This window comes from Mesorhizobium sp. LNHC232B00 (assembly GCF_000502435.1).
GTDB lineage: Bacteria > Pseudomonadota > Alphaproteobacteria > Rhizobiales > Rhizobiaceae > Mesorhizobium > Mesorhizobium opportunistum.
In genome coordinates this window covers 45,430-66,707 of sequence record NZ_AYWP01000030.1, presented here as the reverse complement: position 1 = coordinate 66,707, position 21,278 = coordinate 45,430, and the positions used below count along the sequence as shown (strand labels likewise).

Genomic DNA, 21,278 nt, shown 5'->3' with positions numbered 1-21,278 from the left:
ACGATAGGCACTTCCTAGGGGCTCGCATGCCTTTCGGAAGCCCTATTTAGTGCCGATCTGAGCTTTTCGGTTAACGGCCCGGCAATGGTTGCGTGCAAAGGTCACCCGGAGGGATCATTGGGGTGCTTGGCTTGCTCATGTCTAAAAGTGAAACCCTTTCGAGCGCCAATGAGAGCGGGATTCTGTCCGCGGCACGAAAGAGCGAAAACCTGATCGACCTGCGCGAAGGCTTCTTTCGTGTGTGTGCGTTGGCCTTTGCTGGCATATTCGTCTACCGCGGCGTATCCCATCTCATCGAGGATCCGACCCGACTCAACATTGCGTTGCTGGCAATCTCCGAGGTGCTCACCTTCACATGGCTGATGCTGTCGCGGCGCCCGGTGACACGCGACTGGAACCCTCTCACCGTGATTGTCACCATGATTGCCAGTTTTGGCGCCGGCTTCATCACGCTGGAACCGGGAGCGGCCATCATTCCGGTGTATGTCGCAGCCCCGCTGCAGATACTGGCGGTGTCGTTTGTCATCTGGGGGAAAGCATCGCTGGGGCGTTCGTTTGCCTTGCTGCCCGGCAATCGCGGCGTGATGACCGGCGGTGCCTACCGCCTGGTGCGGCATCCAATCTATGCCGGCTACCTTGCCGGCCATATCCTGTTCCTGCTGTCGGCCTTTTCCTTCTACAATCTCGCCGTCTACGCCGTGATAACCTACCTTCAGCTTTATCGAATCCTGCGTGAAGAGGCCCTGCTGGCGGCGTTGCCGGAATACCGCGACTACATGAGCCGCGTGCGCTACAGGCTGTTCTACGGCATCGCCTGACAGTTCCCGCCCCAAGCGGAAGGCCAACTGGTTCGGACTGGTTGAGATCGCTTGGAATCTTTTACCCTGCCCGCCATGGGAACGCGTTTTCCACGCTAAGGACATAGCGCTCACCATGTTTCGGTTCTCGAACGACGATGTCGGCCAGAGCGACTGTTGAAGCGATGTCCCGTGCCGTGTATCGGTTGACCTCAGTATAATCTCAGCTTAATAAAATCGACTTAATGCTGTATGACCGGAAAATATCGGTACATATAACGCAATGTTATCTGCTCTTTTTATAAACTTATGTTATAATTTTAATACTATTAAATATATTTCGTTTCTTCTATAAAAACCACCGTATATATTTATAAAGCGATTTTGAAACTGAAAAATCACTCCCGACGTAGTTGATTTTGCAATCGGCCGTGAGCCGACTGCCTTAGCGCAACGACAACAGGAGAATGTTATGGCTTCCACCATCAAGACAGTCGCCAGTGTGTTGGCGGGTAGTGCAATGGTCTTGGTTCTTTCCCTGCCGGCAAATGCGGCAGGGCTCGGCGTTGGCGCGTCGGTCGGGGGTAACGGCGGTGTCAACGCCGGCGTCGGTGCTTCTGTCGGTGGCTCCAGCGGCGTCAACGCCGGACTTGGTGCATCCGTCGGCGGATCGAGCGGCGTCAGCGCCGGGCTCGGCGCGTCCATCGGCGGCAGCAACGGCGTCGCCGCCGGGCTTGGCGCCAATGTTGACGGCACAAGCGGCATCGGCGCCAACGTGGGGGCGGGTATCGGCGTCGGCACCAATCCGTCAAATCCGTCCAACCCAAGCAACCCTTCGAACCTCAGTCGTACGAGCCTGCCGGGCGTCGTGGCCCAGATGCCCGACACCCAGGTAATGCGAATGAAGAAGCGGTGCGTCGACGTGCTCGGCAGCGAAGGCACTTACGATCGTGACCTGCGTCAACTCTGCCTGCTGATCGCGCGCCGCTAAGACCAAGAGCGCCGGGATCGGAAATGCGGAGCCAGCCGACCGCACCCTCCTTGCTCGGCCGGTCGGGAACGCCGGCCTCTGAGACGGGCTTTCTGTCTAATGGGCTGAGTGCGCCGCGGCCGCGAAGGCTCCGGCGGAACGCCAGAGCCGCTAAAACGTTCATACCTTGCAGCATCCGAATGGCGCGATGTTGAACCGACGCAGAAAGCGCAATCAGGAGCAGGGAAGGCCATGGGTCTCGGAACGATACTTATCATTATTCTAATTCTCGCGTTGCTCGGCGGCTTCAGCGGTCTGGGCGGTGGCCCATTCTACGGAACCGGTTATTACGGTGGTGGTGGTCTCGGACTTGTGTTGCTCATCGTGATCATCCTTGTCGTGCTCGGGCGCATTTAGCCGTTCTCGGCCGCAGGGTTCGCAATCTCGTGAGCAAGCCCGTGCTGGCGTGCACCGGAATGTGATGGAAGCAGGCCAGCTTGTGATCCCGCGGTTCGCCGGATTCTTGTAGCTTGATTGCGGTCCACACCCCCCGTGGAAACAAGAGGAAGGGGTCCCACCCCACATCCTCCTCCAAGGCCCGCCCCGGTATCCCGGAGCGGGCTTTCTTTTATCGTGCCAATTGATTCAAGGTTGTCCGGTTGAGATGAGGGCCATCCATCCATCGCTCACCTGTCGATCGTTGACAGAACTGGCGTGTCAAGTTATTGAACAGGACTACACAGGTTTACTGGACAGGTACGCATATGAAGCGGCGCGCGGTTCAATTGTCTCCCGGCACGGGCAAGCCCGAGCAGATCGCCACCGTTCTCGAACATGAAATCCGCTCCGGCGTGCTCGGCTTCGGCGACCGGCTGCAAAGCGAGAACGAGCTCGTCCAGCGCTTCTCCGTCAGCCGCAACACGGTCCGCAAGGGGCTCGAGGAGCTGTCCAGCCGCGGGCTGATCACCACAAAGGTCGGCGTCGGCTCCTTCGTCACTTTCGATGGCAAGCCGGTCGACGATGCCATCGGCTGGTCGCGGGCGCTGGCCAATGCCGGCGCCAATGCCGAGACGCGGACGCTGCGGCTGGAGGTTATCGAGGACGCCGATCTGGCTGCCATGCTGGAGATCGAAAGCCCGTTCTTCATTGCCGTGGACCGGGTGCGCACCAATGCCAGCGACGGCCATGCAATCTCAATCGAGCGCAGTCGCCTGCCGTTATCGCCCGAGCTGGAAGACGTGCCGCTTCGCGGCCTGCGCGAAGGCTCACTGCACCAGACGCTGCGCGCCGCCGGCCTCATTCCCGACCATGGCGAAGAATGGGTGGGCATCGAGATGCTCAATGCCGACGACGCCGCCATCCTCGGCTGCCCGCAAGGCACGCCCTTCCTGCGCGGCCGCCGATTGACCCGCGCGGCCGATGACCGGCCGATCGAATATGTCACCAGCCTGCTCAACCCGGCGCATTTCGCGCTGCATATGAGGTTCTGAGCGATGCAGGATAGCACGACACTCGATCGGGCGATGGGCGCGCTTGTCGGCGGAGCGCTGGGCGACGCGCTCGGCATGCCGACGCAGCTTCTGTCGCCGGCCCGGATTGCCGAACTCCACGGCCACGTCGAGGATTTCATCGCGCCTTTCGCCGACCATCCGGTGTCGAAGGGACTTCTGGCCGGAACCATCACCGACGATACCGAACAGGCGCTGCTGCTCGGCCGCATCCTCGTCGAATCGGGCGAGCGCTTCGACCACGCGCGTTGGGTCAACGCGCTGCTCGACTGGGAGCGCGACGTCAAGGCGCGCGGCAGCTACGATCTCTTGGGCCCGTCGACCAAGCGCGCCATCGACGCCATCAACAATGGCGTGCCGGCGGAGGAGGCCGGGCGCAGCGGCGACACCAATGGCGCGGCCATGCGCATCGCCCCGGTCGGCATCATGATGCCGCTGGAGCCGCTGGACGCGTTCGTCGCCAAGGTGGCCGAAACCTGCCGCGCAACGCATAACACGTCCATCGCCATTGCCTCGGCCGCTGCCGTTGCGGCGGCCGTCAGCCGTGGCATCGCCGGTGGCGACTGGCGCGCCGCATCAGACAGCGCCGTCGCGGCGGCGAGGCGAGGGGCGACGCTCGGCCATTGGGTGACCGGTGGCGACATCGCCGCTCGCATCGTCTGGGGGCAGGATATCGTGCGCGGCAAGGCGAAAAGAGATGCGATCCGGCTGATCATCGATCTGGTCGGCACCGGCGTCGCCAGCCAGGAATCGGTTCCGGCAGCCTTCGCTGTTCTGGAAGTCGCGGGCGGTGATCCCTGGCAGGCGGCGGTCATCAGTGCCAATCTCGGCGGCGATACCGACACGATCGGCGCCATCGCGGCAGGCATGGCGGGTGCCTGTGCCGGCTTCTCGCGATTGCCACGGCAGCGTGTCGCTGATCTCAAGGGCTTCGACATGGCGGACGTTCGCGCACTGGCAGCCGATCTCGTCGCGGCAAGGGTGGCAAGGAGCGGTGCGCAGAAAACCGGCTCCGGCAAGGACACCGCGGCATGAGCGGGCGTCTGGTCCATATCGGCAGCGCGGTGGTCGATCATGTCTACCGCATCGATGCCTTGCCGGCGCCAGGCTCCGAGAAGACGGCGTCGAGCTATGCGCAGGTCGCCGGCGGCGGTTTCAACATGATGGTCGCGGCCAGCCGCACAGGCATGAAGGTGGTGTTCGGCGGGCAGCTCGGCAGCGGACCGAATGGCGACTTTTTACGCGCGGCCTTTGCCACGGAGGGGATCGAGACGCTGACACCGCCATCGCCGGTCATGGACAGCGGCAATTGCGTCGCCATGATTTCGAGCGACGCCGAACGCACGTTCGTGTCATGGCCAGGTGCCGAGAGCGTGCTCAGCCTCGACATGATGGCGCCCGTGGCGGTCGCGCCTGGGGATTGGGTGTTCACGTCAGGCTATACGCTGAGCTACAAGGGCAGCCGCGATGCGCTTGCCGACTGGATCGAGGCGTTGCCGGCGCAAACCTCGTTTGTCTTTGACCCGACGCCGATCATTTCAGACATTCCGAGGCCCATCCTGGCACGGGTGCTTGCCCGGGCCACGTGGCTGAGCTGCAACGTGACGGAAGCCGTCGAGATCGCCGGCCAGGGCGATGTCGAAGCCCTCGCGGCGCGGCTTCTTGCCGACCATTGCCGGCATGCCGCCGGCGTCGTCATTCGTTCCGCGGCCAAGGGCTGCCATATCAGGCTGGCCGACGGCACGACACGGACCGTTGCCGGCTTCAAAGTGGATGCCATCGACACCAACGGCGCCGGCGACACCCATATCGGCGCTTTCGTCAGTGCGCTGTCGCGCGGCGCGCACCCCTTTGAGGCAGCGCGCTACGCTAATGCGGCGGCCGCCATTTCGGTTACCCGCCATGGCGGCTCGTCGGCGCCAAACGATCACGAGATCCAGGAATTCCTAAGCCGTGACGGTTATTCGGTGACCGCGCCTGGCCGGAAGCAAGAGGCCTAAACAAACCCGCCAAGCGGGCAAACAATGAGAGGAACGAACATGCGCATGCCCAGACTGACTGCTTTCCTGGCGGCGACCGCCGTCATCACCTCAGGGCTGGCCGCCAGTGCCGCCGAAGTGCATGTGCTCAACTGGAAGGGCTATGGCGCTGACGAGCCGTGGGCCGTCGAGGCCTTCGAAAAGGCGACCGGCAACAAGGTCGTCAACGATTTCTTCAATTCCGAACAGGAAATGCTGACCAAGATCCGGACCAATCCGGGCCTCTATGACGTGGTCATGATCAACGCCGCCTTCAACGACCAGGCGATGGCGGAAAAGCTGATCCAGCCGATCGATATCTCGAAGCTGCCGAACTATGCCGACATCAGCAAGGACAAGGCGGGTTCGCCGATGCTCGACCATGACGGCAAGGTCTACGGCGTGCCGTGGGTGTGGGGGCTGACGGCGCTCGCCATCAACGAGAAGTCCTTCGACAAACCGCCGACGTCGATCGCCGAAATGTGGGATCCCGCGCACAAGGGCCGCGTCGTCATCCGCGACGACGCCGTCGAGGCGGTGCAGTTCGGCGCCATCGCCACTGGCCAGAACATCAACGACATCAAGGACATGGACGCGGTGAAGACGAAGCTCACCTCGCTGATGCCGCAGATCAAGACTTTCTGGAGCTCGGAAAACGACTGGAACCAGATGGTCGCCTCCAACCAGATCGACATCGGCACCTATTGGAGCGGCTCGGCCGATCGCGCCAAGACCCACTTCAAGCTGCCGGTTTCGCTGGTCATTCCGCAGGAAGGCGCCGTCGCCTGGCTCGATGCCTTCTCTATTCCGGTCGGTTCCAAGAATGTCGCGGGCGCTGAGGCCTTCATCAACTACATGATCGACCCGAAATTCTATGTCGAATGGGTCACCAAGGTCGGTGCGCCCGTGTCGGCCAACACCAAGGCGGTGGAAGCGCTGCCCGAGGATGCCTTCAACCGCAAGGTGATGGGCGATCCCGAGGTCGCCAAGCGCCTCCAGTTCCAGGCGCCGATCACCGACAAACAGCGCGAAGCCTATCTGGCGCTGTGGCAGCAGCTCAAGGTCGACGTGAAGTAAAAGCAGACGTCTGGGCCGGCCGGCGATCTTCGCCGACCGGTTCTTCAGCCCTGGGGAGGAGTGCATGATGGCAGGTGCGGCCGCGTCGCGCAGTGGGCTGAAATCGGCGCTGCCGCTGCTGGCGCCAGCCTATCTCTGGCTGACGGTGGCGATCTTCCTGCCGCTCTCGGCCATGGTCTTCTTCTCCTTCATGACCGAGCTGCCGCTGTCGGGAAAGCCGTGGGCCTTCACCCTTGGCAACTATGCCGCCTTTTTCTCGCAAAGCCTCTATTTGACGCTGCTGCTGGCGTCGCTGCGCCTCGGCCTCGAGGTGACGCTGTGGTGCATCGTGATCGGCTATCCCGCGGCCTATGTGCTGGCCAAGGTGCTGAAGGGCCGCAGCCGCGAGGCGATCTTCCTGCTCGTCATCCTGCCGTTCTGGTCGAATGGGCTGGTGCGCATCTTCTCCTGGGCGATGGTGCTGCGCGAGGGCGGCATTCTCGATACGGCGCTCAACGCGCTGCTGCCGTTCAAGATCAACATCGATCTCATGTATTCCTATCCAGCCGTCATCATCGGGCTGGTGCACTCCTACGTGCCTTACATGGTGCTGACTTGCTATCTCACCCTGCAGGCGATCGACGATTCGCTGATCGAGGCCGGGCGCTCGCTCGGCGCCTCACGGCTGCAGGTGCTGAAGCGGGTGATCATCCCGCTGTCGATGCCGGGACTGGTGGCGGGCGCGGCGCTCATCTTCGTGCCGGTCGTCGGCTCGTTCATGGAGCCGCGCATTCTGGGCGGCCGTACTGGAACCTTTTACGGCACGGTGATCGAGGACCAGTTCGTCGCCGTGTTCAATTGGCCGCTGGGCGCGGCACTCTCCTTCATCCTGCTGGCCGTCGTGCTGGTCATCCTGGCGGTTGCCTCTCCGGTGTTGCGGAGGGCCGCGTGATGATGACCACCCGTATCCTCGAAGGACTTGGCCGCCTCTACATCGGGCTGCTGCTCGCCTTCCTCTATTTGCCGATCATCATCATGGCGCTGATGTCGTTCAACGTCTCGCCCTTCTACCAGTTGCCCTTCGAATGGACGACCGAGTGGTATGCCTCGCTGTGGCAGAACGACCAATTGATCGCGGCCACCTGGAACAGCCTCGAGATCGCCGTCATCACCACCATCATCAGCGTGGTGCTGGGATCGGCGGCGTCGCTGGCGCACTACCGCTATGAATTCCGGGGCAAGAAGTTCCTGCAGGCGCTGCTGTTTCCGCCGATCGCCATCCCGTGGCTGATCACCGGCACGGCGATGCTGATCTTCTTCTTCGGCGTCGGCATCGGGCGCGGCCTGTTCGCCATCCTGCTTGGCCATGTCGCGCTGGCGCTGCCCTATGTCATCGTCGTCGTATCGGCGCGGCTGCAGACCTTCGCGCCCGAACTGGAAGAGGCGGCGCGTTCGCTCGGCGCCAACCAGTGGCAGGTGACCAACCGCGTCACGCTGCCCTGGATCATGCCTGGCGTCATCGCCGGCGGGCTGTTTGCCTTCGCGGTGTCGTTCGACCAGTTCGTCGTCTCCTATTTTCTGGCGACGCCTGGCCAGACGACGCTGCCGGTCGAAATCTACGCCGCAATCCGCAAGGGTTTTACCCCCGAGATCAACGCGGTCTCGACGATCATCATCGTCGTGTCGATGGCGCTGATGTTGCTGACGGCGCGGTTCTTCAAATTCGGCGGAGAGAAATAATGGCCGGCGTGCAGGTATCGAACATCTCGCGCAGCTTTGGCGCGCACAAGGCGCTGGACGATGTCTCCATCGATTTCCCCGATGGCGGTTTCTATGCGTTGCTCGGGCCGTCGGGCAGCGGCAAGACCACGCTGCTGCGCCAGATCGCCGGCTTCGATTTTCCCGACTCCGGCCGCATCGCCATTGGTGGCGAGAGCGTCGAACGGGTGCCGGTCGAGAAGCGCCGCATCGGCATGGTGTTCCAGAACTACGCGCTGTTTCCCAATATGAGCGTCGCCGACAACGTCGCCTTCGGCCTGTCGGTGCGCGGCGAGGCCAAGGCTGTGATTGCCACCGAAGTGCAGCGCGCGCTCGATCTCGTGCAATTGGGCAAGCTTGGCGGCCGCCGGCCGCATCAGCTCTCCGGCGGCCAGCGCCAGCGCGTGGCGCTGGCGCGGGCCATCGTCACCAAGCCGCGCGTGCTTTTGCTCGACGAGCCGCTCGGCGCGCTCGACAAGGCGCTGCGCGTCGACATGCAGATCGAACTGAAGCGCATCCAGCGCGAGATCGGCATCACCACCATCTTCGTCACCCACGACCAGGAAGAAGCGCTGACGATGAGCGACCGGATCGGCATCTTGCGCGACGGCAGGCTGGTGCAGGAAGGGCCGCCAGAGGAGATATACGACCGGCCGAAAAGCGAATTCGCCGCCACCTTCCTCGGCGACGCCAACATTTTCCGCGGCGATTCGACCGGCAACGGCATCCGGCTGCCGGATGGCACGGCGATCGCCGCCGGCGTGGGCGCGACGCTTGCAGCCGGCGCGAAGGCAAGTTGCGCCGTTCGGCCCGAGCGCATTCGGATTGCCACGGATGCAGGCATTTCGGACGGCGATGCCAATAGCCTGAAGGGCCAGGTCTCCAAGCGCATTTTCGCCGGCAACAACAGCACCTACTTCGTCGAGCGCGCCGGCCAGACGTTGAAAGTCATCGTGCAGAACACCGGCGCGGACAGGTTGGCGGAAGGGCAAGATGTGGTGCTGCGCTGGTCGCCGGAGAGTACGGTGTTGATCGCGGCGGGGTAGGGTCCAACTGAGAGGTTGGCGCTCCGTCACACCCCCCTCTGCCCTGCCGGGCATCTCCCCCGCAAGGGGGGAGATCAGCAGCGTAAGCGCCGCAGCTCTTCCTGCAACGTTGAAAATTTGCGAAAGCAGAAATGACCGCCAATCTCCCCCCTTGCGGGGGAGATGCCCGGCAGGGCAGAGGGGGGTGCTGTCCCTCAGTCCTCTCTGATTGCGAGCCCGGAGCTACAATGACCCTGGAACTGAGCACGCGCGACCGATCCATGCTCGACGGCGGGCAAGGCCCATCTGCGGCCGCCGCGATGAAAATCCTCGTCGCCTTCTCCCGAGCCATCGGCGCGCACAGCCTGCTCGACATATCAGGTGCCCATATCGATGGCTGCCTCTATCATGGCAAGGCCGGGCTCGATTTCGTCGAACGGCTCGCCGAGGGCGGTGGTCGCGTCAAGGTGCCGACGACGCTCAATGTCGGCTCGTTCGACCTCATCCATCCCGGCATGGTGAAGATGCCGGCAGCGGACGAGGTGCCGGCGCGGCGGCTGATGAAGGCGCATATGGAACTTGGCTGCCAGGCGACGTTCACCTGCGCGCCCTACCAGACACGGTTCCGGCCTGAATTCGGCCAGCAGATCGCCTGGGGCGAATCCAACGCCATCGTCTTCGCCAATTCGGTGATCGGGGCGCGCACCAACCGCTATGGCGATTTCATCGACCTGTGCTGCGCCATGACCGGACGCGCGCCGGCCTGGGGCCTGCATCTGAGCGAAAACCGGCGCGGCCGCATCCTGTTCGAATTGGACGTTCCTGATCCGGAGCCGAGCGACAGCTTGTTCGTTGGCGTCGGGCTGATCATCGGACAAGCCAGCGGCGATCGAATTCCGGTGATTGCCGGCCTGCCGCAGCCGCGCGACGAGGACCAGTTGAAGGCACTGGGTGCTGCGGCGGCAACGACGGGTGCTGTGGCGCTGTTCCATGCGGTCGGCATCACGCCGGAAGCCGGAACGCTCGACGAGGCGTTTCATGGCGAGGCGCCGGAGGAGACGGTCCGCATCACCCGTTCCGACATCGATCACGCGCTGGCCAGGCTATCGACGGTGCCGGATGGCTCACGGCTCGCGGCGGTCTCGTTGGGCACGCCGCATTTCTCCCATGAGGAATGGATGCGCCTGTTGCCGCTGCTGCGCGAGGCAGCGCCGGGCAGGGGCATCCCGATCTATGTCAACACAGGCCGTGCGACACTGACACGATTGCAGGAAGAGGGTGCCTTGGCTGGGATGGAGGCGTTCGGCCTGGTTCCGGTTGCCGACACCTGCACCTATGTCACCTCGATCATGGAACGGCTCGACGGCGTGGTGATGACCAATTCCGGCAAATGGGCGCATTACGCGCCGGGCAATATCGGCGTGACCGTCGCCTTCGCCGACATGAAGGATTGCATCCGTTCCGCCGCGGTCGGCCATGTCGTGCGGAGCGGCACATGACACAACCGGTGGAAGCGTTTGAAAGAGCAGGCATCTTTCAGCTGGCCGGTGAGGCCGAAGGTCGGGCGCTGGTGTTTTCGCAGCCGCTCAGTTTCTGGGGCGGGATCGATGCGGAGACCGGCGACGTAACAGACCATTCGCATCCGGGGCTCGGCCAGAATGTCGCCGGCAAGATCCTGGTCATGCCGAGCGGGCGCGGCTCGTCGTCCTCGTCCTCGGTGCTGGCCGAGGCGATCCGCAAGGGCACGGCGCCGGCCGGCATTCTTCTGGAGCGGCCGGACCCGATCCTGGCCGTGGGCGCCATCGTCGCCGAGTTTCTCTATGGGATACGCATGCCGTTGGTGGTGTGTGATATTTCCGGCATCGTCGCCGGCGACAGGATAGCGATCGGCGCTGGCGCGGACGGCCGGGCGATCATAGGAGTTAAGACGGAAAGCTAGCTCAAATCTCCGGGATGTTTTCCTTGAAGATCACCTGCAGCCTCGGCTGGTGCAACTCGTAGGGCAGTCCCCGGACCGCATGGGTCAAGGTGTTGAGCGCCTCGCGGGCCTCGACGCGCGGGTTTTGGTCGATGACCGCGTCGAGCGTGCCATCGAGCAGCAGCTCCTTGGTGCCGTCCGTCACCTCATGGCCAAGGAAGACCATGGATTGCGCGCGGCCGCGCTCCTTGAGCGCGCGGGCTATGCCGGTGTTGCCGGCGCCGACATTGTAGATTGCGGCAAGGTCGGGGTGCCGTTCCAGAAGCGCTGATGCTTCCGAATAGGCCTTTTCGCGGTCGTCCAGCATTTCGCGCATTTCGACGATCTCGAGATTGGGCGATTCCTCGGTCAATATGTGCCGGAACCCCATCTCGCGTTCCTCATGGCCGCGATAGGAGAGCGAGCCGGCGAACAGCGCCACCTTGCCGGGACGTTCCGACCCCATGAACCGGTTGAGCAGATAGCCGGCCAGCCGGCCGGCGGCGCGGTTGTCGATGCCGATATAGGCGACCCTGGGCACATGCAGGATGTCGGAGGCGATGGTCACCACCTTGACGTCGTTGGCCGACAGCGAGCGGATCGCCTCGCGCACCGTCGGATGGTCGAGCGCGATGACGCCGACGCCTTGCGTCTGTCCGCGCAGATCCTGCAGCAGACGGGCGAGCCGATCGGGATTGAAGCCCTCTATGGTGGCGATGTGGACGTCGAGATCGGGTCGCGCCAGAGCCTGCGCCTCGATGTGGCGGTGCAGCATCTTGATGAAGGAATTGGTGCCGGCCGGCAGTGCGAAGTCGAGCCGGATGATCTCGCCGGGCGAGGTGCGCGGCGCTGCCCCGTTCGGGCCTTCGGCGATGTAGCCTAGGCGTTGCGCCATTTCGAGCACCACCTCGCGGGTACGCGCCCGCACCCCGGGCCGATTGTTGAGCACGCGGTCGACGGTGGCGGCGGAGACGCCGGCTTCCCGGGCTATGTCAGTCAGGGTGGAACGCACCGTCTTTCATCTCCTCGACGCATCAGGATTACGCATTGTCCGCGGCCGGCCTGATGGCAACGGCTCCTCGCTATCCGCGATTCTGATGGGAAATGATGTATCCGGCCTTGGCCGATGCGCAAGTCGTCGCGCTAAATCAAGTCGCCCGGCACGGCCATACCGGGGCGGGAAGATATATTTCCCATCAAATCGAGGCATGGAGAGCGTTGTAAGGACCTTCGTGTGACGCATTTCCTCGCCCCATTGCGATGTTGTGAGGTATTTTGATTATTTATGATGTTGACAGCCTTCCGATCCTGCCGTCAATATCCCTCATGGGCTCGTGGAGGAAACATTGGGCCCGAGGGAGGAATTCCAATGTCTGATCTGATCCGCATGTCGCGACGCCGATTGCTGGCGTCCGGAGGAAAGGCGGCGGTGTTCGTAGCCGCGGCAGGTATCGCACCCCAATTCATCCGCCCCGGCCGTGCCTATGCGGCGGACGCGCTGGCACCGGGCATGATCGGCGGCCCGACCGGTTTCGAGGGCGCCGAGCGCTACCAGTATGGCGCCGACACGCCGGAAGGCCGTGCCATCGAGGCGGCCAAGGCGCTGAAGGGCGCCGGCAAGGCGCCGGCCAAGATCGTGCTCGGCCTGTCGGACGGCTCCATCGGCCAGCTTACGCAGCCTTTCCCGGCCGGCGCGCCGTCGATCAAGGAGCTGTGGGAAAAGGAAACCGGCATTCCGATCGAGATCGTCGGCCTGCCGAACGGCCAGGAATTCACCAAGACGATGCAGGACATCTCCACCAAGGGTGGGGCCTATGACATCTATTCCACCGAATGGAACCGCCTCGGCGATCTCGCCGAGACCGGCGGCATCGCCAAGCTCGACGACTTCGTCGCCCAGTACAAGCCCGAATGGGACGACCCCAAGACCGGCTATGTCGATGGCGCCAAGGGTGTGTCGCTGCTCAACAAATACCGTGGCTCGAACTATGGCGTGTCGCTGGACGGCGACTTCCAGACCTGGGTCTATCGCACCGACCTGTTCGGCGACGCCGCAGAGCAGAAGGCGTTCAAGGACAAATACGGCTACGATCTGGCGCCGCCGAAAACCTGGAAGCAGCACGGCGATATCGCTGCCTTCTTCCAGCGTCCGGAAAAGGGCCTGTTCGGCTCGACCGACCTGCGCAACCAGGGCTGGGGCTACACCAACTGGTACCAGCGCTATGTCTCGATGGCCTCGCCCAACCAGTTCCTGTTCGGCGACGACGGCAAGCCGCTGATCAATTCCGAGCATGGCATCGCCGCCACCAACGAATATGTCGAATCGCTCGCCCATCACTCGCCGGATGCGATCTCGTGGGGCTGGCCGGAGCAGTATGGCAATTTCGCCAAGGGCGGCGCGGCGATGACCTGCGCCTTCTCGAACCTGCCGAAGTTCCTCGACAATGCCGGCAACAAGGATTCGGCCGTCACCGGCAAGATCGGCACGATGCTGCCACCCGGCCGCGAGATCGACGGCAAGCTGATCAGCCGCTCCGTGCTGTGGTTCTCGCTGACCGGCATGGTCTCGTCGCAGTCGAAGAACCAGGAGGTCGCCTATCTCCTGCTGCAATGGCTGGGCTCGGCCCGCATCTACGCCTGGATGAGCGCCAATCCCGGCGGCTATCTCGATCCGTTCCGGCTTTCGGATTTCTCCGATCCGCTGGTGCGCCAGACCTATCATGCCTACCACATGGACGTGGTGCGCGAGACGGTCGCCCGCACCGTGCCGACCATCAACTATCCCGGCGCCACCGCCTTCCACAACGCGCTGGACGAAAACCTCATGGCCTCGCTGACCAAGGCCAAGACCGCAGAGCAGGCGATGGCCGATACCGAAGCCGAGTGGAAGAAGATCGCCCGGCGCATCGGCGAGGACAAATTGCTCGAAGCCATCAGGACCAACAAGGAGGCCTGGCCGACCGTTCTCGATCCGATCAGCTGATCCGTCTCCCTGGATCAGAGCCGGAGGGGAGGGGCGAAAGCTCTTCCCCTCCGCAATCAACGCCACCAGCAAAAGCAGCCAGATGAAGCGTTCCGTTCCCTTCGAGATATTCCGCTACGCCGCGATCCTGGCGGCGATGGCGGTGACGCTGGTGCCGATCCTGTGGATGGTGTCGATGGCCTTCAAGCCGATCGCCGAATGGTCGGCGACAGGTGCCGACCTGACATGGTGGCCGAAGAACCCGACGCTCAGCAATTTCCAGTTCGTGTTCGGCGAGTCCACCAACAGCCTGATCGTGGCGCTCGACCGCACCGCGCTGAAGCCGATCCTGTCGTCGCTGCTGTCGGCTGTGTTCGGCACAGCGATCGCCATGTCGGCGGGCACGGCGGCGGCCTATGGGCTGTCGCGCTTCGGCTCGGGACAGAACCTGCCGCTGGCGCTGATCCAGCTCAGGCTGTTTCCGCCGATGGCGGTGATGATCCCGGTGATGATCATGTGGGCGTTCCTGAATTTCACCGACAGCTGGTGGGGCCTGGCGCTGATCTACGGCATCGTCACCTTGCCGTTCGCCTTCTGGCTGATGAAGACCTTCTTCGACGACATGCCTCGCGAGATCGAGGAGGCCGCCCTAGTCGAGGGCTGTTCGCGGCTACGCGTCTTCACCCGCATCACGCTGCCGATGATGCGCGCGCCACTTGCAAGTGCGGCATTGTTCGTCTTCATCCTCAACTGGTCGGATTATCTGATCGCGCTGCTTCTGACGACGCGCGAATGGGTGACGGTCCCCGTGTACATGGCCTCGCTGTCGTCCTCGATGACCGGCCAGCTCTATGGCGCCAAGGCAGCGCTTGGCCTCATCGCCGCCGTGCCGCCCGTCATCATGGGCATCGCCATCCAGCGCCATCTGGTGCGTGGGCTGACTTTTGGGGCGCTCAAGCAATGAGCGCGGTGACAGTGACTGTTTCGGAGGACGAAATGGGCGCCGCGCGTGCGAAGCCGGCCCTGCGGGACGAGGGCGCGCGGCTGGGATTCCGGCTGACCCTGCCGGCGCAGATCCTGGTGCTGTTCATCTCCGTCTTTCCGCTCTTGATGCAGCTCTACATCAGCGTCACCGACTGGTCGCCGCTCTCGGGCATCGGCTGGTGGAACGCCTGGGAGATGTGGAACAGTTTTGCCAACTACACCGACCTTGCCGCCGATGCCCGTTTCTGGAGCGCGCTGAGGCGCACGGCAATCGTCATGGTCGTCTGCGTGCCGGCTGAATTCCTGTTGGGTCTCGCATTGGCGACGCTGTTCGCCGACGATTTTCCCGGCAAGCGCATCTTCTATTCGATCCTGCTGATGCCGATGATGGTGGTGCCGGCGGTGGCCGGCTACATGTTCTTCATGCTGTTCCAGTCGGGTGGTCCGGTGAACGATATCCTGTCCGCCATCACGGGTACACGCGTCACCATTGCCTGGCTGTCGGATCCGACGCTGGCGCTGATCGCGGTGATGATCGCCGATATCTGGCAGTGGACGCCGCTGATGTTCCTCATCCTGCTGGCCGGCCTGGTCGGCGTGCCGGAGGACCAGATCAAGGCGGCGACACTGCTCGGCGCCAATCCGTGGCAGCGCTTCGTCACCATCGTGCTGCCGAAGATGAAGACGATCATCATCATCGCGCTGGCGATCCGAGTGATCGAGAACTTCAAGATTTTCGACACGCTCTTCATCATGACCGGCGGCGGTCCCGGCGTCGCCACGGAAACGATCTCGGTCTACATATACAAGGTTACCACGCAGGATCTGATCTGGGGCTATGTGGCGGCTATCGCGCTCGCCATCCTGATCGTGCTCTCCATCGTTGCCGTGTTCGCCATGAAGCGCATGGCGCGGGCAAGGCAGGTGCCGGCATGAGCGCGATCCAGCTGCGTAACCTCACCAAGGCATTCGGCGATTTCACCGCGCTGAAGACCATGGATCTCGAAATATCCGATGGCGAGTTCATGGCGCTGCTCGGACCCTCGGGCTGCGGCAAGTCGACGACGATGAACATGATCGCCGGCATGGAAGAACCGACCAGCGGCAAGATCCTGTTTGGCGAGCGCGACATGGCCGGCGTGCCGATGGGCCGGCGCGGCGTCGGCTTCGTGTTCCAGAACTACGCCATCTTCACCCACATGACGGTGCGCCAGAACCTTGCCTATGGCCCGAGGATGCGCGGCGCGGACAAAGCCGAGATCGACCGCCGCGTCGGCGCCATTGCCGAGCTGCTGCAACTGGCGCCGCTGCTCGACCGCAAGGCCGACCGGCTGTCGGTCAACATCTTGCAGCGCGTCGCGATCGGCCGCTCGGCGATCATGGAGCCGGCAATCTTCCTGCTCGACGAGCCGCTGTCCAATGTCGACGCCGCCTTCCGGGCTGTGATGCGCACCGAGCTCAAGCAACTGCAGCGCCAGTTCAGGCAGACCATGGTCTACGTCACCCATGACCAGCTCGAGGCCATGACCATGGCCGACCGCATCGCCGTCATGGACCATGGCGTGCTGCAGCAGGTCGGCACGCCGCTCGAGGTCTACAACAATCCGGCCAATGTCTTCGTCGCTCGTTTCATCGGCGCACCGGGCACGAACCTGCTCAAAGGCAAGCCGGCGGAAAGCGACAGGGGCCTTGTCGTCGATCTCGGGCCGCTGGGTGTGACGCCGCCACTGCCGGACGATCTGGCAGCCACCTTGCGCGGCGCGCGTGGCGACGTGCTCTACGGTTTTCGGCCGGAGCAGGTGGCGTTGGCGCAGGACGTGCGCGGGCTCGCCATGCCTGTCACCTTCGTCGAGCGGATCGGCGCGCGCACCATCGTCCATCTCGGCGAAGGCGAGGGCGCCGTGAAGGCGGTGTTCGACAATGATGTCGGGCTGTCGATCGGGCAGACGGCTGTCGTCGCGCCCGCGGCTTCGTCGGTACGTGTCTTCGACGCCGCCAGCGGCCTTGCGATGGGGGCGGGCTGAGCCATGGCCGACATCATCTTTCGCAATGTCACGAAACGCTATGGTGCTACGATCGCCGTCGACGACGCCTCGTTCACCGTCAACGACAACGAGTTCTTCTGCTTCTTCGGGCCGCCGCTGTCGGGGAAGTCGACGATCCTGCGCCTGGTGCTCGGGCTTGAGATGCCGGATGCCGGCGAAATCCTGATCGGCGGCAGACCGGTCAATACGGTATCGCCGGCCGAGCGCAATGTCGCGATGGTGTTCCAAAACCTGGCGCTGTTCCCGCATATGAGCGCGCTGGACAATGTGCGTTTCCCGCTGGTCGAGCGCCGGGTCGCCGAGACCCAGATCGAAAAACGCGTCGCCGATGTCGCCGCCAAGCTGCATATCGGCCATATCCTGCATAAGCCGCCGGCGCAGCTTTCGGGCGGCGAGCGGCAGCGCGTGGCGATCGCGCGCGCGCTGGTGCGCGACCCCAATGCCTATCTGATGGACGACCCGATCTCGGCGCTCGATGCCAGGCTGCGCGAGGAGACGCGTGTCGAGCTGAAGCGCATCCAGCGGGAGCTCGGCAAGACGCTGATCTACGTCACCCACGACCAGGAAGAGGCGATGTCGATCGCCGACCGCATCGCCATACTGGACAATGGCACGATCAGGCAGATCGGTGCGCCGGCCGAGATCTACGACCGCCCGGCCAGCACCTATGTGGCGCGGCTGCTCGGTTCGCCTGTCATGAACATCCTGAAATCGGCGCGCGGCGAGGGCGGCGTCGAGGCGGCTGAAGGCACGATCCGGATTGCCGACAAGGCTGCCCCCGTTGATGCTGTCGAGATTGGGCTGAGACCGGAAGACATCAAGGTCAGACCGTGGCCCATTGATGGCAAAGAGGATGGAGGGCCGGGCCACCCGGCGCGGGTGTTCGAGGTCGAGCCGCTCGGCGGCTATACCGTGGTGACGCTCGCCGCCGGGCAGGCGCGGCTGAAGGCACTGTTGCGCGGCCAGCCCGACATCAGGCCCGATGCGATGGTGGCGATATCCTGCGAGCCGGCCCGCGTGCATTATTTCGGGCAGAGCGGAGGCGCGTTGGCGAGATGATTGCGGCCGCGAGGACAGAGTTTCGGGAGGAAGACATGACAGGCAAAGGTTTCGAGCCGGACGTGAAGGTCCGCACGAAAGAATACAGGATCGGCTGCGTCGGCGCCGGCATGATCATGGCCGAGTGCCATCTGGCTGCCTACAAGGAGGCCGGGTTTCCGGTGGTGGCGATCGCATCGCGCACCAAGGCAAGTGCCGAGAAGGTGGCGACACGCTGGGGCATCCCGACCGTCCACGATACGCCGGAGCGGTTGATCGAGGACGCAAGCGTCGAGATCATCGACCTTGCCTTTCCGCCGGACCAGCAGCCGGCGCTGATCCGCCATGCGCTGAAGCAGAAGCACATCAAGGCGATCCTGGCGCAGAAGCCGTTGGCGCTTTCGGTCGAGGAGGCGGTCAAGCTGCGCGACGAGGCGGCGAAGGCCGGCAAGATCCTCTCGGTCAACCAGAACATGCGCTACGACCAGTCGATGCGCGTGCTGAAGCAGATCATCGACAGCGGCGCGCTCGGCGACATCGTGTTCGCGCAGATCGACATGCACGCCATCCCGCACTGGCAGACGTTCCTCGAGGATTACGATCGGCTGACGCTCGCCAATATGAGCGTGCATCATCTCGATGTGCTGCGTTTCCTGTTCGGCGATCCCCTGGAGATCACCACGCTGACGCGCAAGGATCCGCGCACGAAGTTCGATCACTCCGACGGCATCACCGTGTCGACCCTGCGCTTCCCGTCCGGGGTGCTCGCCGTGTCGCTGGAGGATGTCTGGTCCGGCCCGCGCCAGGAAGGCTACAAGGACGACCAGCATATCAACTGGCGCGTCGACGGCACCAAGGGCGTGGCCAAGGGCACGATCGGCTGGCCGACGGGCGCTGCCTCGACCCTGACCTACGCCTCGACCGAGACCACCGGTGGCGAATGGGTGAGCCCAAGCTGGGACACGATGTGGTTCCCCCATGCCTTCATCGGCGTGATGGAGCAACTGCAGCACGCGGTGAAGACAGGCATGCCACCGGCGCTGTCGGTCGCCGACAACGTCAAGACCATGGCGCTGGTCGAAGCGGGCTACCGCTCGATCGACGAGGGCCGCACGGTCAAGCTGTCCGAGATCGCTATCTGATCACCGCAACTGAAACACCAGACAACTGAATCGCTTACAGGGAGGAATTCACGTCATGATGCAGGCAGGTATTTTCACGGGCTATTTCCCGTACGGTCTCGAAGAGACGGCGAAGAAGATCCGCGGGCTCGGTTTCAACACGGTGCAGCTCGACCTGCACTTCAGGGATGTCGACCTGTCGGCCGGCCAGATCACCAAGGACAAGGCGAAGAGGGTGCGCGACGTCTTCCGCGACCACAATCTGCCTGTCTGCTGCGTGTCGGGCTACACCAACATCATCCATCCGGACAAGGCCGAGCGTGACAAGCGCGTCGGCTACCTCAAGGAGATCATCCGCAATGCCCGCCATTTCGGCTCGCCTTACGTGATCTCGGAGACCGGGACCTACAACACCGAATCCGACTGGGTGCATCACCCCAAGAACAAGACCGAGGAAGGTTTCGAGGAATGCCGCAAGGTGATCGCCGACCTTGCCCAGACAGCCTATGACCATGGCGCGGTCTTCCTGCTCGAAACCTACGTCAACAACGTCGTCGGCTCTGTCGAGGAGACGGTGCGGATGTTCGCGCAGGTCGACCATCCCGGCCTTGGCCTGCTGATGGACCCGACCAACTATTTCGAGACGCACAACATCGACCGCATGGATCAGATCCTGAACCAGGTGTTCGACACGTTGACCGACAAGATCAAGATCGCGCATGCCAAGGACGTCAAGCGTTCGGGCGACGACAAGTCGGAGAAGCACGCCGATATCGGCGACGCCGACGCGATGGAAAGCCATACGTTCCGCGGCGTCGGCGAGATCGAGCTGCCGGCGCCCGGCCTCGGCTCGCTGAACTACGACCTCTATCTCAAGCGGCTGGCGGAAAAGCACCCGAACATCCCGGTGATCATCGAGCATCTGTCGGAAGACGACGTGCCGCGCGCCAAGACATTCCTGGACGGGAAGTTCCGCGCCAACGGCCTGTGATGGCCAGTCGCGCCGCCGGTGCATGGCGGCGCGGCTCCAAACAAGGGAGGAAAGAATGTTGAAATTCGCTTTGAAATTGGCGGCCGCCGCGACAGTGCTTGCCGGCGTCGCGTTCGGATCGACGGCGCAGGCGCAGGACGGGCAGAAGACGTTTTATCTCCTGTCGCATGGCGGCCCGTCGGACGCGTTCTGGATCGACTGGAATGCCGGCGCGACCAAGGCCTGCGACCAGCTCAAGGTGACCTGCAAGATCTCCTTCAGCGGCGGCGACATGGCGGCGCAGAAGGAGGCCTTCAACTCGGCGCTCGCCGCCAAGCCTGACGGCATCGCCACGACCTCGGCGCAGCCGGGCCTGTGGACCGAGGAGGTCAAGGCGGCCAAGGCAGCCGGCATCCCGATCGTGTTCTTCAACACCGACGATCCGGCGACGGGGCGCCAGGCCTATGTCGGGGCCGACCTCAAGGAAGCCGGCGCGATCTGGGCCAAATATCTCGTCGACCACAAGATGGTTAAGCAGGGCGACAAGGTGTTCTTGCCGGTGGAAGTGCCCGGCGCCAGCTACCAGCAGCTCGAAACCGAAGGCATTGCCAGCGTGTTCGATCCGCTCGGCATCAAATACGATGTGGTCGATTGCGGCACCGATCCCGCCGGCATCATCGCCAAGATGACCGACTACATGGTGGCCAACAACCCGCCGGCGATCATCGCACTCGGCGATTCCGTGGCGGCCAGCGTCAAGCGGGTGTTCGACGGCGCAGGCGTTCCGGCCGGCAAGATCCCGGTCGTCGGCTGGGGCAATTCCAAGGAGACGGCACAGGCGGTCAAGGATGGCTTCGTCAACGCCGCCGCCTGGCAGTACCCGTCGGCGCAAGGCTTCATGCCGGTGGCGCTGCTCGGGCTCGCCGCCTCGGGCGAACCGATCGGCTACGACATCCACACTTTCGGTCTCTACGACGCCTCCAGCGTCGACCCGATCCTGAAGCTCTACGACAAGAAGTGAGAAACCGGCGCCCGCCGGCAAGCGGCGGGCGTCTTCCAAAGCATGGTC

At 63.5% G+C, this 21,278-nt stretch carries 21 protein-coding genes; 20 read left to right on the top strand and 1 reads right to left on the bottom strand.

Annotated features, from left to right (window positions below):
• The first annotated feature begins 137 nt into the window (after positions 1-137).
• The 12 genes from X743_RS143330 to X743_RS143380 all read left to right on the top strand — a co-directional run bounded on the left by X743_RS143330 (position 138) and on the right by X743_RS143380 (position 11,071).
• Positions 138-818: an isoprenylcysteine carboxylmethyltransferase family protein gene (locus X743_RS143330; RefSeq protein ID WP_023768319.1), complete on the top strand. Its 681-nt coding sequence runs from the start codon at positions 138-140 to the stop codon at positions 816-818.
• A 451-nt stretch (positions 819-1,269) separates the two neighbouring features.
• The gene (locus X743_RS143335) at positions 1,270-1,788 is read left to right on the top strand and encodes a hypothetical protein (RefSeq protein WP_031258464.1); all 519 of its coding nucleotides are present in this window, start codon (positions 1,270-1,272) and stop codon (positions 1,786-1,788) included.
• A 231-nt stretch (positions 1,789-2,019) separates the two neighbouring features.
• Positions 2,020-2,184, top strand: coding sequence for a DUF3309 family protein (locus X743_RS1000000171260; protein WP_023768317.1), 165 nt, complete (start codon positions 2,020-2,022; stop codon positions 2,182-2,184).
• A gap of 347 nt (positions 2,185-2,531) precedes the next feature.
• Positions 2,532-3,257 (top strand): GntR family transcriptional regulator, encoded by a 726-nt coding sequence (locus tag X743_RS143340; RefSeq protein ID WP_023768316.1) that lies wholly within the window; start codon positions 2,532-2,534, stop codon positions 3,255-3,257.
• A 3-nt stretch (positions 3,258-3,260) separates the two neighbouring features.
• Complete coding sequence (locus tag X743_RS143345; RefSeq protein WP_023768315.1) at positions 3,261-4,310, top strand: ADP-ribosylglycohydrolase family protein; 1,050 nt, start codon at positions 3,261-3,263, stop codon at positions 4,308-4,310.
• Complete coding sequence (locus tag X743_RS143350) at positions 4,307-5,275, top strand: PfkB family carbohydrate kinase (RefSeq protein ID WP_023768314.1); 969 nt, start codon at positions 4,307-4,309, stop codon at positions 5,273-5,275. The genes X743_RS143345 and X743_RS143350 overlap by 4 nt, the downstream gene beginning before the upstream one ends.
• A 39-nt stretch (positions 5,276-5,314) precedes the next feature.
• A complete protein-coding gene (locus X743_RS143355; protein ID WP_023768313.1) occupies positions 5,315-6,370 on the top strand; it encodes an ABC transporter substrate-binding protein in 1,056 nt (351 codons plus the stop codon).
• A gap of 67 nt (positions 6,371-6,437) precedes the next feature.
• Positions 6,438-7,301, top strand: coding sequence for an ABC transporter permease (locus X743_RS143360; protein WP_031258463.1), 864 nt, complete (start codon positions 6,438-6,440; stop codon positions 7,299-7,301).
• Positions 7,301-8,089, top strand: a complete 789-nt coding sequence (locus tag X743_RS143365; RefSeq protein ID WP_023768311.1) for an ABC transporter permease — start codon at positions 7,301-7,303, stop codon at positions 8,087-8,089. Before X743_RS143360 ends, X743_RS143365 begins: the two co-directional genes overlap by 1 nt.
• Positions 8,089-9,153 carry an ABC transporter ATP-binding protein gene (locus X743_RS143370; protein WP_023768310.1) on the top strand — a complete coding sequence of 355 codons (1,065 nt, stop codon included), beginning with the start codon at positions 8,089-8,091 and terminating at the stop codon, positions 9,151-9,153. Before X743_RS143365 ends, X743_RS143370 begins: the two co-directional genes overlap by 1 nt.
• A gap of 227 nt (positions 9,154-9,380) precedes the next feature.
• The gene (locus X743_RS143375; protein WP_023768309.1) at positions 9,381-10,631 is read left to right on the top strand and encodes an aconitase X; all 1,251 of its coding nucleotides are present in this window, start codon (positions 9,381-9,383) and stop codon (positions 10,629-10,631) included.
• The gene (locus X743_RS143380; RefSeq protein ID WP_023768308.1) at positions 10,628-11,071 is read left to right on the top strand and encodes a DUF126 domain-containing protein; all 444 of its coding nucleotides are present in this window, start codon (positions 10,628-10,630) and stop codon (positions 11,069-11,071) included. The genes X743_RS143375 and X743_RS143380 overlap by 4 nt, the downstream gene beginning before the upstream one ends.
• 1 nt (position 11,072) lies before the next feature.
• On the opposite strand, the gene X743_RS143385 is transcribed toward X743_RS143380, so the two are convergent.
• Positions 11,073-12,101, bottom strand: a complete 1,029-nt coding sequence (locus X743_RS143385; RefSeq protein ID WP_023768307.1) for a LacI family DNA-binding transcriptional regulator — start codon at positions 12,099-12,101, stop codon at positions 11,073-11,075.
• Between the two features lie 357 nt (positions 12,102-12,458).
• On the opposite strand from X743_RS143385, the gene X743_RS143390 reads away from it, so the two are divergent.
• From X743_RS143390 to X743_RS143425, 8 genes are all read left to right on the top strand, one after another.
• Positions 12,459-14,072, top strand: coding sequence for an extracellular solute-binding protein (locus X743_RS143390; RefSeq protein ID WP_023768306.1), 1,614 nt, complete (start codon positions 12,459-12,461; stop codon positions 14,070-14,072).
• Positions 14,073-14,154: 82 nt separating this feature from the next.
• A complete protein-coding gene (locus X743_RS143395) occupies positions 14,155-15,015 on the top strand; it encodes a carbohydrate ABC transporter permease (protein ID WP_023768305.1) in 861 nt (286 codons plus the stop codon).
• Entirely contained in the window at positions 15,012-15,971 is a 960-nt protein-coding gene (locus X743_RS143400) for a sugar ABC transporter permease (protein WP_023768304.1), read from the top strand. Before X743_RS143395 ends, X743_RS143400 begins: the two co-directional genes overlap by 4 nt.
• Positions 15,968-17,059, top strand: a complete 1,092-nt coding sequence (locus X743_RS143405) for an ABC transporter ATP-binding protein (protein WP_023768303.1) — start codon at positions 15,968-15,970, stop codon at positions 17,057-17,059. Before X743_RS143400 ends, X743_RS143405 begins: the two co-directional genes overlap by 4 nt.
• 3 nt (positions 17,060-17,062) lie before the next feature.
• A complete protein-coding gene (locus tag X743_RS143410) occupies positions 17,063-18,139 on the top strand; it encodes an ABC transporter ATP-binding protein (protein ID WP_023768302.1) in 1,077 nt (358 codons plus the stop codon).
• 35 nt (positions 18,140-18,174) lie between these two features.
• Positions 18,175-19,260, top strand: coding sequence for a Gfo/Idh/MocA family oxidoreductase (locus X743_RS143415; protein ID WP_023768301.1), 1,086 nt, complete (start codon positions 18,175-18,177; stop codon positions 19,258-19,260).
• Positions 19,261-19,315: 55 nt separating this feature from the next.
• Entirely contained in the window at positions 19,316-20,230 is a 915-nt protein-coding gene (locus X743_RS143420; protein ID WP_023768300.1) for a sugar phosphate isomerase/epimerase, read from the top strand.
• 55 nt (positions 20,231-20,285) lie between these two features.
• Positions 20,286-21,230 carry a substrate-binding domain-containing protein gene (locus X743_RS143425; RefSeq protein WP_023768299.1) on the top strand — a complete coding sequence of 315 codons (945 nt, stop codon included), beginning with the start codon at positions 20,286-20,288 and terminating at the stop codon, positions 21,228-21,230.
• Positions 21,231-21,278 lie beyond the last annotated feature (48 nt).

Coding starts and splice junctions, on each gene's coding strand:
- X743_RS143330 (WP_023768319.1), top strand. CDS start 138: ATGTCTAAAAGTGAAACCCTTTCGAGCGCCAATGAGAGCGGGATTCTG.
- X743_RS143345 (WP_023768315.1), top strand. CDS start 3,261: ATGCAGGATAGCACGACACTCGATCGGGCGATGGGCGCGCTTGTCGGC.
- X743_RS143425 (WP_023768299.1), top strand. CDS start 20,286: ATGTTGAAATTCGCTTTGAAATTGGCGGCCGCCGCGACAGTGCTTGCC.
- X743_RS143405 (WP_023768303.1), top strand. CDS start 15,968: ATGAGCGCGATCCAGCTGCGTAACCTCACCAAGGCATTCGGCGATTTC.
- X743_RS143375 (WP_023768309.1), top strand. CDS start 9,381: ATGACCCTGGAACTGAGCACGCGCGACCGATCCATGCTCGACGGCGGG.
- X743_RS143335 (WP_031258464.1), top strand. CDS start 1,270: ATGGCTTCCACCATCAAGACAGTCGCCAGTGTGTTGGCGGGTAGTGCA.
- X743_RS143340 (WP_023768316.1), top strand. CDS start 2,532: ATGAAGCGGCGCGCGGTTCAATTGTCTCCCGGCACGGGCAAGCCCGAG.
- X743_RS1000000171260 (WP_023768317.1), top strand. CDS start 2,020: ATGGGTCTCGGAACGATACTTATCATTATTCTAATTCTCGCGTTGCTC.
- X743_RS143380 (WP_023768308.1), top strand. CDS start 10,628: ATGACACAACCGGTGGAAGCGTTTGAAAGAGCAGGCATCTTTCAGCTG.
- X743_RS143360 (WP_031258463.1), top strand. CDS start 6,438: ATGGCAGGTGCGGCCGCGTCGCGCAGTGGGCTGAAATCGGCGCTGCCG.
- X743_RS143400 (WP_023768304.1), top strand. CDS start 15,012: ATGAGCGCGGTGACAGTGACTGTTTCGGAGGACGAAATGGGCGCCGCG.
- X743_RS143410 (WP_023768302.1), top strand. CDS start 17,063: ATGGCCGACATCATCTTTCGCAATGTCACGAAACGCTATGGTGCTACG.
- X743_RS143390 (WP_023768306.1), top strand. CDS start 12,459: ATGTCTGATCTGATCCGCATGTCGCGACGCCGATTGCTGGCGTCCGGA.
- X743_RS143420 (WP_023768300.1), top strand. CDS start 19,316: ATGATGCAGGCAGGTATTTTCACGGGCTATTTCCCGTACGGTCTCGAA.
- X743_RS143415 (WP_023768301.1), top strand. CDS start 18,175: ATGACAGGCAAAGGTTTCGAGCCGGACGTGAAGGTCCGCACGAAAGAA.
- X743_RS143370 (WP_023768310.1), top strand. CDS start 8,089: ATGGCCGGCGTGCAGGTATCGAACATCTCGCGCAGCTTTGGCGCGCAC.
- X743_RS143395 (WP_023768305.1), top strand. CDS start 14,155: ATGAAGCGTTCCGTTCCCTTCGAGATATTCCGCTACGCCGCGATCCTG.
- X743_RS143355 (WP_023768313.1), top strand. CDS start 5,315: ATGCGCATGCCCAGACTGACTGCTTTCCTGGCGGCGACCGCCGTCATC.
- X743_RS143350 (WP_023768314.1), top strand. CDS start 4,307: ATGAGCGGGCGTCTGGTCCATATCGGCAGCGCGGTGGTCGATCATGTC.
- X743_RS143365 (WP_023768311.1), top strand. CDS start 7,301: ATGATGACCACCCGTATCCTCGAAGGACTTGGCCGCCTCTACATCGGG.